The sequence below is a fragment of the Streptomyces sp. S3(2020) genome, from assembly GCF_013044505.1.
Classification (GTDB): Bacteria; Actinomycetota; Actinomycetes; order Streptomycetales; family Streptomycetaceae; genus Streptomyces.
Genome location: NZ_JABERD010000317.1, coordinates 1 through 7,938, shown reverse-complemented (window position 1 = coordinate 7,938; position 7,938 = coordinate 1). Strand labels below are relative to the sequence as shown.

Here is a 7,938-nt window from a genome sequence, read left to right as displayed (position 1 = left end):
CCCACCGACCGCGCCACAAAAGGCCGAGCCGCCCGCAAACGCACCCCCCGCTCCGCCCACGCCGCCTGGATCCCGTCCATCGACCGCCCGGACCCCGTCGCCGTACTGGAACGCCAGGGCCGCGACCGCCTCCCGGAGCTGCTGCCGATCCGGTACGGCCGGATGACCGCCTCCCCGTTCGCCTACTTCCGCGGCGCCGCCGCGGTGATGGCCACGGACCTGGCCGCCCAGCCCCACACCGGCCTCACCGTGCAGCTCTGCGGCGACGCACACCTGCTCAACTTCGGCCTGTACGCCTCCCCGGAACGCTCCCTGCTCTTCGATCTGAACGACTTCGACGAGACGTTCCCCGGCCCCTTCGAGTGGGATGTGAAACGGCTCGCCGCGAGCGTCGTCGTGGCCGCGAGGGAGAACGGCCACAGCGAGGCGAAGGCGCACCGGGCCGCCGTAGAGGCGACGGCCGCGTACCGCACATCCATCAACCGCCTCGCGGGGCTCGGCGAACTCGCCGTCTGGTACGAGCGCCTGGACGCCGACACCCTGCTCCCACTCGTCCGCTCCGCCCGGCACCGCAAGCGCGTCGAGTCGAGCCTGACCCGGGCCCGCCGCCGCACCAGCCTCCAGGCCCTCGGCAAGCTCACGGAGGTCGTCGACGGACGTCACCGCATCATCCACGACCCACCGCTCCTGGAACCCGCCGGCGCCCCCGACATGGCCGCCCTGCGCAAGATCTTCAGCGACTACCGCTCCACCCTCTCCGAGGAGCGCCGCCTCCTGCTCGACCGCTACCGCTTCGTCGACGCCGCCCGCAAGGTCGTCGGCGTCGGCAGCGTCGGCACCCGCTGCTTCATCGTCCTGCTCGCCGGACGCGACGCGGACGACCCGCTGTTCCTCCAGATCAAGGAGGCGCGGAAGTCCGTACTGGAGGAACACCTGCCGCACGGCCCGTACGTCCACCCCGGGCATCGCGTCGTGGCCGGCCAGCGTCTGCTCCAGGCGGCCAGCGACATCTTCCTGGGCTGGATGACCGGCCCGCAGGGCAGGGCCTTCTACTGGCGGCAGCTGCGTGACATGAAGGGCTCGGCGGACGTCGCCGGCATGACCCCGGCCGCCCTCACCGCGTACGCCCGCCTCTGCGGCACCGCCCTCGCCCGGGCCCACGCCCGCTCCGGCGACCGCATCGCCATCGCCGCCTACCTGGGCAACGCCGACACCTTCGACCAGGCCGTCGCCGAGTTCGCCCGGACGTACGCCGTCCAGACCACCACCGACCACACCACCCTGACCGCGGCGGTCGCCGCGGGCGTGGTGAGAGCGGCCCCGGAACTCTGACGGACGGTTCCCGGTTCCGGGCGTTCGGCCAGGCGTACGATCCCGCTGTGGTCACCGGAGGCGGTGCCGTCGATCCCCGGGCTTCCGCGGAGCGGAGAGCCGACGCGGCACGCGCCCTTTCGGCCCGGGAGACCAGCCGTGCCGAGCGGCACGAGACCCTCGCCGCACAGGCCCCCGGCCCGAAACTCAGGGACCTGCATCTGCGGATCGCCGCGCTCCACCGGTCGACGGCGGCCCGCCACGCCACGGCGGCGAGCCTCCAGGACCGCTTCGTGGCCCGGCTGGCGCGCTGGGCCCGCGACCGGCGCGCCCCGCGACCGCTGTTCATGGCGGGGGTCGCGGAGGCCTGCGGCGCGGGCAGCGCCGCCCTCACCCTGGTCGGCGCGACCTTCGACCAGCTCGCCCTTGCGGCCTCCGACGAACCGGCCCGGGCCGCCCAGGAACTGGAGTTCCTGCTCGGGGAGGGCCCGGCCCGGGACGCCACCCGCGAGCTTCGGCCCGTGTCGGCGGCCGGCCGGGCGCTGTACGACCGCTGGCCCGGTTACGGCCCGGCTCTCGCGGAACTCGGCATAGCGCGGGTGGCCGCCGTGCCGCTGAGCCTGGGGGACACCTGCGTCGGCGCGCTGGCCGTCTTCGACCCCGTGCCGGGACTGGTCGGCCCGGACGCCTTCATGGAGGTCGCCGAGGCACTCACCCGCTCCGTGATCCTGAGCCCGGACGGGGACCCCGGCCTGGACGGCGGCGTGACCGTGCGTGCCGTCGTCCATCAGGCGGCCGGGATGCTCAGCGTCCAGGTGGACCGCCCGGTCGGTGACGCGCTGGAACTGATCAAGGCACACGCGTTCGCGGAAGGCCGTTCCGCACACTCCGTGGCGACCCGGATCCTGCGGGGCGAACTGCGTCTCGGCTGAGGCGGGGCCACGCCTGGGCGCGGCCGATGCCCGAGAGGAGAAGGGAACACCATGACCGTGCCCCCGTCACAGCAGCGACTCGCGCAGGCCTTCGTCGACCTGGCCGCCTGCGGGGTCACCGAACCCGACCGGCTCCTGACGGTCCTCGCCGATCACGGGAACGGGCTGCTCGGCGACTGCGCCGCGATCGTGCTGTACACGCCCGACGAGCGCACCCCGGTCCAAGTGGCGGGAACCGTGGACGCGTTGATACGCCTGGCGTACGACGCCATCGAGTGGGGCGAGGGACCGGGCCCGCAGGCCCGCGGCACCGGGAGGCCGGTTCCGGACACCGCGCTCGACGCCGAGCGCACGCGCCGCGACTGGCCGCGCTACACGTCCCGCGCCCTGGCGCTGGGCTACGGCCGGGTCGTCGCGCTGCCCCTGCGTGTCGGCGAGGAGACACTGGGCGCCCTGGTACTGCTGGGCCCCGGCAGCACCCCGCTCGACCCCGCCCTGCCGGCCCTCGGCCAGGCGCTCACCGATGCCGCCGGCTGGGCCCTGGAGCGCGACCGGGCGCTGCGCGAGAGCCGCGCCCTGGCCGACCAGCTGGGTCAGGCGCTGACCAGCCGGATCGTCATCGAACAGGCCAAGGGCATGCTCGCCGGCCGCCTCGCCGTCTCGGTCGACGAGGCCTTCCACGTCCTGCGCGGCCACGCCCGCTCGCACCGGCGGCGGCTGACCGACGTGGCCGCCGACGTCGTACGGGGCCGGCTGGACCTGGGCGGAGCCGGCTGAGCCGTCACAGGTACCGCTCCAACAGCGCGCCCACATAGGCCTCCAGCCGCTCGCCCAGCACCTGCGGTGTCAGATCCGTCCGCCCCAGCTCGCGCCACGGCCCCGCCAGTTTCCCGGCGTCGGGGGCGTAGCCGAGGGAGTCGAGCAGCCGCCAGTACAGGTGGTCCGTTCCGTCGGCGAGCCGGCGTCCGCCCTGGGCCTCGTAGCGGTCCCGGAACCCGAGCCCGTGTTCCGGCCCGTGCAGCAGCGCGAGCGCCGTCGAGCAGTGGGCGACGTCCAGGTCGGCGGGGCCCCACGAGGTCTCGACCCAGTCGACGACACCGCTGATCCGCAGGTCGTCGGTGAAGAGCACGTTCCCGGGGTGGAAGTCCCGGTGCAGGAAGACGCCTTCGTACGACGGTGGATCGCGCCGGATGACATCCACGGCCCGCTCCCACAGCGCGCCCTCGGGTGCGCGCACCTGCTCCGGTGACGTCCAGGCCTGATAGGCGCGCGGTCGCTCGTCCGGTACGACCCGGTGGATCCGCACGAGTTGGGCCGCCAGCAGATCGAGCCGCCGTACGAGATCCTCCTCGTCGACCCGTACCCGGCCCGGCAGCCGGGACATCAACAGCCCCGGATGATCGCTGTGTTCGGCTGTGGCGTCCACGGCGAGCAGCTCGGGAGCCGGGATGCCGTCCTGGCCGGCGAGCAGGGTGAGGACCGCCGCCTCACGGTTCAGGAGGCCGGGCGCGTGGTGCCGGAAGAACGGCTTCACGAAGGACCGCAGGACCAGGTCGGTGCCGTCGTCGAGGGTGAGCGCACGCATCTGCGAGCTCCAACCGCCGGACAGGAGACGGGTGGTGGTGACCGTACGGCCTTCGGGCAGCCGCTTGGCCAGCCAGGCGCGGGTCGCCGTCCAGCCCTCGACCAGCAGCGTGTCGACGAACTCCCGCCGGTCGTCGGCGTGGTCGTGGAACCAGAGCCCCAACCGGTGCCCGGCGTCCGGGATGTCGAGGCGCGTGTACTGCGACCGCGCGGCCAGCACGTCCTGAACGGCCTCCGTCACGGCGGGCGGGATGACCTCGTCGTGGCCCGGCACCGCGAGCACCGCCCGCCCCTCGTACGCCCGCAGCGCGTCCAGCGCGGGCGCCCCGCGCCAGCTGTCCGGCGTACGGAGGATCTCGCTGAACCGGCTGTCCCCGTCCCCGAACCGCACATCCCACGCCTCGGCCGCGTACACGGCGGGCGAGCACAGCCCGATCGCCGTCACGCGCTTCCCGTAGTGCCGTACGAGATCCGCCACCGTCTGCCCGCTCATGCTGAACCCGACGAGGACCAGCGGCCCGTCCGCCGGCACCCGCGCGTCGATCACCGCGACGGCCTGCTCGAAGCGCCGACGCAGGCTCAACTCCCGCAGCTCACCCGTGGATTCGCCGTGCCCGGAGAAGTCGAGGGCGAGCACGCCGCAGCCCCGGCCCGCGAACTCCTCCAGCACCGGCGCCAGCCGCTCCTTGCTGCCGTTGCCCGCCCCGTGCAGCAGAACGGCGGTGGCCCGGTCCGGACCACCGCCGCCGTGCACCCCGCTGAGCCGTTCGCCGTCGTGGGCTTGAGTGAACGAGGAGATCATGACCTCATTCACTCATGGCGGCCCCGGCGTCAGGAAGCGGACTCCGCCTCCGGTGACTGCGCCTTCGGTGCCTCAGGCTTGGGCGACTCCCCCTTCGGTGACTGCGCCGCCGCGATCGCCTCGCGCAGATGGTCCTCGTCGGCCTGGCTCAGCGAGGTCTGCACCAAGTGGCCGCCGAACGGGGTGAGTTGCGGGATCACCTTGTCCTGGGCGGCCTGCTTGACCAGGACGAACAGGGCGGCGGCGCCCGGCCGGAGGTTCTGGCTGAGGTCCTTCATGAAGTTGTCGTTGATGCCGGTGTCGGTGATCGCGCCCCCGGCCGCGCCGGCCGCCGCGCCCACCGCCGCACCGAGCAGCGGGGCCAGGAAGAGCAGCCCGATCACACCGCCCCACAGGGCGCCGCCCGCGGCGCCCACCGCGGTGTGGTTGACGGCCTGGTGCAGCTTGATCTTGCCGTCCTCGCGCCGCTCGACGACCACGATGTCCTCCAGCTCGACGAGATGCTGCTTGGACAGCTCGACGACCTTGTCGCGGACCTTGTCGGCGGTGGCGAGGTCGTCATAGGCGACGACGAAGAGATCACTCATCCGAGATACCCCTTTATGTTCGGAATGCTGCTTTTCGCCCGACTCTAGGTCGCGGGAAAAGGAGATGCACGCCGAGTGACCGTCTCCCTACGCTGGACAAGCATTGCGGAGCTGCTCCCCACCGCTTGCCGCAGGACCGGTTTCACCGGGCGGTCCCGGGGCTACTCTGCTGCTCACCCACCCACGCACACGGAGGCCCGTGATGGGCACCATCGTCATGGCCGGGGCCGCGGTCCTGGTCGTCCTCGGATTCGGAAACCACGTCTACTGGCTCGCCGCCGCCGCCGTGCTCTTCCTGTACACGCAGTACGGGCGGGGCACGTCCTCGACGCCCTCCTCCCGTGGCGGTTCCTCGTCAGGGGTCGTGCCCGGCGACTACCGGTCATACCGGGAGCGCCGTGACAAGCAGGCCAAGTGGGAGCGTCGCTACCGCCGCGACCGCCCCTTCGAGTCCCGCCGTCAGGAGCGCGAGAAGAAGGGCGGCTGAGTCACAGGCCGGGGGCGCCCCACACCGGGAACCAGCGGTTCAGGTCCTGCTCGATCCGCAGATCGTTCCCGAGAGCCGCTTTGACCCGCAGTTCCAGCGCGTTGTCGCGCCGCTGCCCCCCGCCGGGCAGCGGCGCGAAGGGGAACCAGGTGCCGCGCTTGTAGAGGTAGACCAGCGCGAGCGTACGGTCCTCGCCGTCGCGGAAGCCCGCCAGCGAGCACAGCAGCTGCGGGCCGAAGCCGTTGACCTCCATCGAGGCGTTCACCGCGTGCAGGTCGTTCACCAGCTGGGGAAGCTCGTCGGGGGCCCGCTCGGAGACCAGCCACGAGTAGCCGTACTCGTCGCGCCGCAGTCCGACCGGAGGGCCCTCTCGGTCGGCGTCCGCGTCCAGCAGCGCCTGCACCTCGCGGTGCGTCTGCTCGAACGCGGCGCCCTCGACCGTGGCGAAGCACACCGCGCCGCTGCCGGTCGGGGTGAACCCCGCGGCGGCCTCCAGGGTGACGGCCGCCGACGGCAGTGCGAAGAGCTGGTCGAGATCGGGCGCGACCGGCTTCGTACGCCCGAGCAGGATGTCCAGCAGCCCCATGTCTCCTCAGTCTGCCTTCCGTTGTTTCCCCGGGACCGCCGCCTCACCCAACTCGGTGGAGATCCGGCCCAGTTGATCCAGTCGCTGTTCCAGGCTCGGGTGGGTGGAGAAGAGCCGGGCGATGCCGGGCTCGGACCCGAGGGCCGGGGTGAAGTAGAAGGCGTTGAAGGCCTGCGCGGTCCGCAGGTCCTTGGTGGGGATCCTCGCGATGTCCCCGGAGACCTTGGTGAGCGCGGAGGCCAGCGCCGAGGGCCGCCCGGTCAGCTGTGCGGCGGCCCGGTCGGCGGCCAGCTCCCGGTACCGGGACAGTGCCCGGATGAGCAGGAAGGAGAGGGCGTACACGGCGGCGGAGACCCCCATGACCCCCGCGAAGATCACGGCGGTGTTCTGGTCCTTGCGCCCGCTGAAGACCTGTGAGTAGAACGCGAACCGTACGACGAGCCCCGCGAGCACCCCCAGGAAGGACGCGACGGTGATGACCGCGACGTCCTTGTGCGCCACGTGCGACAGCTCGTGCGCGAGGACACCCTCCAACTCGTCCGGCTCCAGCCGCCGCAGCAGCCCGGTCGTCACGCACACCACGGCGTGATCCGGATTGCGGCCGGTGGCGAAGGCGTTCGGCATGTCGATGTCGGACACGGCGACCACCGGCTTGGGCATGTCCGCGATGGCACACAGCCGGTCGACGACCCCGTGCAACTCCGGATACTGCTCCCGCTCCACGACCCGCCCCCGCATCGCGAACAGCGCGACCCGGTCGGAGAACCAGTACTGCGCGCCCAGCATCCCCGCGGCGACCACCGCGACGAGCACCCAGGACCTCAGCAGCACGATCAACGCGGCGACGAATCCCACGTACAGCAATCCGAGGAGAAAAAGCGTGACCGTCATCCGCACGGTCAGCCGCCGGTCGCTCCGGAAACGGCTCTGCATCTGCATCACCCCGCAGTCAGGCACTCGTCCCACTGCCCAGTGTGCACCCGGCCCCACCATGAAGCGGTCGTGATCACCTCTAGGGCCAGCAAAGGTTCAGGCCTTGAGCCCCGCCTCCCACTTGCGCCGTTTCAGCACATGCGCGCTGAACAGATGCCGCCCCCGGTCCAGCAGCTCACCCACCTCCACCGTCCCGGGCGGCACGTCCCCGGTCGGGTGCCAGCGCTGCACGGACTGCCCGGCCCACCGCCGGAGCCTGTCGTCCGGGTCGTCGAGCAGCGCGACGCAGGCCCGCAGCCGCACGAGTCCGTGGTGCGCGTGCAGCAGCCGGAACGCGGCCACGCGCACACTCCGGGGCTGTTCCACCGCGAGCCGTTCCATCAGCGGACCGGCGTCCAGCGACCCGGCCGACGGCAACAGCGCCGCGCTCACCTCCCGCACCACCCCGGACGCCGGATCGTCGAGGAGCGGCAGCAGCCGCCGTACGTCCACCACGTCCAGCACCCGCAACCCGGCAACGGCCCGCGCCCGCACCCCCGGCGAAGGGTGCCCGACGAGGGACCACAGCACCTCGCCGTCAGCCCGCTCCCCGCACTCCGCGAGCCCGATCACGCTCCCCGGCGACAGCTCCTCCGGACGGCCGCACCGCTCCCGGTACCAGGGCAGCGGATCGCCCCCGCCCTGCCGCACGACATACCGCGCACAGGCCCGCACCA

At 72.6% G+C, this 7,938-nt stretch carries 8 protein-coding genes and 1 pseudogene; 4 read left to right on the top strand and 5 right to left on the bottom strand.

Annotation, left to right across the window (positions count from 1 at the left end):
• The 3 genes from HLK59_RS46090 to HLK59_RS46080 form a co-directional block, all read left to right on the top strand.
• Positions 1-1,332, top strand: a 1,332-nt coding sequence (locus HLK59_RS46090; protein ID WP_171147656.1) for a DUF2252 domain-containing protein, incomplete at its 5' end; no start/stop codon positions are given.
• 47 nt (positions 1,333-1,379) lie between these two features.
• Entirely contained in the window at positions 1,380-2,243 is an 864-nt protein-coding gene (locus tag HLK59_RS46085; protein WP_171147655.1) for a GAF domain-containing protein, read from the top strand.
• A 51-nt stretch (positions 2,244-2,294) separates the two neighbouring features.
• Positions 2,295-3,020 carry a GAF and ANTAR domain-containing protein gene (locus HLK59_RS46080; protein WP_171147654.1) on the top strand — a complete coding sequence of 242 codons (726 nt, stop codon included), beginning with the start codon at positions 2,295-2,297 and terminating at the stop codon, positions 3,018-3,020.
• Between the two features lie 4 nt (positions 3,021-3,024).
• On the opposite strand, the gene HLK59_RS46075 is transcribed toward HLK59_RS46080, so the two are convergent.
• Both HLK59_RS46075 and HLK59_RS46070 read right to left on the bottom strand, forming a co-directional pair.
• On the bottom strand, positions 3,025-4,629 hold the full coding sequence (locus tag HLK59_RS46075) for an alpha/beta fold hydrolase (protein WP_171147653.1): 1,605 nt from the start codon (positions 4,627-4,629) through the stop codon (positions 3,025-3,027).
• A 29-nt stretch (positions 4,630-4,658) separates the two neighbouring features.
• A complete protein-coding gene (locus HLK59_RS46070) occupies positions 4,659-5,216 on the bottom strand; it encodes a DUF1269 domain-containing protein (protein ID WP_171147652.1) in 558 nt (185 codons plus the stop codon).
• A gap of 202 nt (positions 5,217-5,418) precedes the next feature.
• Between HLK59_RS46070 and HLK59_RS46065 the strand changes: the two genes are divergently transcribed.
• Positions 5,419-5,703, top strand: coding sequence for a hypothetical protein (locus tag HLK59_RS46065; RefSeq protein ID WP_171147651.1), 285 nt, complete (start codon positions 5,419-5,421; stop codon positions 5,701-5,703).
• Position 5,704: 1 nt separating this feature from the next.
• Here the strand turns inward: HLK59_RS46065 and HLK59_RS46060 are convergent, their stop codons facing one another.
• The 3 genes and pseudogenes from HLK59_RS46060 to HLK59_RS46050 form a co-directional block, all read right to left on the bottom strand.
• Complete coding sequence (locus HLK59_RS46060; protein WP_171147650.1) at positions 5,705-6,289, bottom strand: hypothetical protein; 585 nt, start codon at positions 6,287-6,289, stop codon at positions 5,705-5,707.
• Between the two features lie 6 nt (positions 6,290-6,295).
• Positions 6,296-7,222: a zinc metalloprotease HtpX gene (htpX, locus tag HLK59_RS46055; RefSeq protein ID WP_171147649.1), complete on the bottom strand. Its 927-nt coding sequence runs from the start codon at positions 7,220-7,222 to the stop codon at positions 6,296-6,298.
• Between the two features lie 96 nt (positions 7,223-7,318).
• Positions 7,319-7,938 (bottom strand): annotated as a pseudogene (locus HLK59_RS46050) (hypothetical protein); the annotation flags it as partial.